The 1,250-nt window shown below is 75.8% G+C and carries 1 protein-coding gene; it reads left to right on the top strand.

What is annotated here, in order from left to right; all coding sequences use genetic code 11:
* The coding region (locus tag AB0I21_RS57500; RefSeq protein WP_360574544.1) for a condensation domain-containing protein at positions 1-1,250 on the top strand (1,250 nt) is incomplete at both ends.

The raw sequence follows: 1,250 nt of genomic DNA, 5'->3' as shown, positions 1-1,250 counted from the left end.
CGGCGCCTCGTCGCGTACGTCGTCGCGCGGGACGAGACCGCGGGCGGCCCCGGCGGCGACCTGCCGCTGGTGCTGCGCGCGTTCCTCGGCGAACGGCTGCCGGAGTACATGGTGCCGTCCGCCGTCGTCGTCCTCGACGCGCTGCCGCTGACCGCGAACCGGAAACTCAACCGCAAGGCGCTGCCCGCACCCGACTTCGCCACCACCGCCGGCACCGGCCGCCGCCCCGTCGGCGCGCGGGAGGAGCTGCTCTGCCTCGCCTTCGCCGAGGTCCTCGGCCTCGCCGCGGTCGGCGTCGACGACGACTTCTTCGCCCTCGGCGGGCACTCGCTGCTCGCGGTCCGGCTCGTCAGCCGCATCCGGTCCGTGTTCGGGGTGGAGCTGCCGCTGCGGGCCCTGTTCCAGGCGCCGACCCCGGCGAAGCTCGCCCGGCGGCTGCCGGGCGCCGGCGCCGCCAGGTCCGCGCTCGTGCCGTGGCAGCGGCCCGAGCGGCTGCCGCTGTCGTTCGCGCAGCAGCGGCTGTGGTTCCTCTGGCAGCTGGAAGGCCGCAGCGCGACCCACAACATCCCGATGGTCGTCGGCCTGTCCGGCGACGTCGACGCCGAAGCGCTCGGCGCCGCGTTCCGCGACGTGATCGGCCGGCACGAGGTGCTGCGCACCGTGTTCCCGGCGGCCGGCGCGGAGCCGTGCCAGCGGATCATCCCCGCCGACGAGCTCGACTGGCGGCTGCAGACCGTCGACCTGCCCGTCGAGGAGCTGCCGGCGGCGGTGTCGGCCGCGGCGCGGTCCACCTTCGACCTGTCCGCCGACCTGCCGATCCGCGCGTGGCTGTTCGCCGACGGCAGCGGCGCACGGACCCTCGTCGTCGTCATGCACCACATCGCCGGTGACGGCTGGTCGACGCTGCCCCTCGCCGCGGACGTGTCGGCGGCGTACGCGGCCCGCACCGCCGGACAGCAGCCGACCTGGACGCCGTTGCCGGTGCAGTACGCCGACTACGCGCTCTGGCAGCGGGAGTCGCTCGGCGACGAGTCCGACCCGGGCAGCGTGATCTCGCGGCAGGTGGCGTACTGGCGGCAGGCGCTCACGGACCTGCCGGAGGAGCTCGTGCTGCCGGCCGACCGTCGCCGCCCCGCGGTGGCGTCGAACCAGGGACACGTGGTGCCGGTGGAGGTGCCGGCCGCGGTGCACGCCCGGCTGCTGGAGGTGGCGCGGGCGCAGGGTGCGACCGTGTTCATGGTCGTGCAGGC

The sequence above is a fragment of the Dactylosporangium sp. NPDC050588 genome, from assembly GCF_040654975.1.
In the GTDB taxonomy this organism is placed as follows: domain Bacteria; phylum Actinomycetota; class Actinomycetes; order Mycobacteriales; family Micromonosporaceae; genus Dactylosporangium; species Dactylosporangium maewongense.
This window is presented reverse-complemented; position numbering and strand designations above follow the sequence as displayed.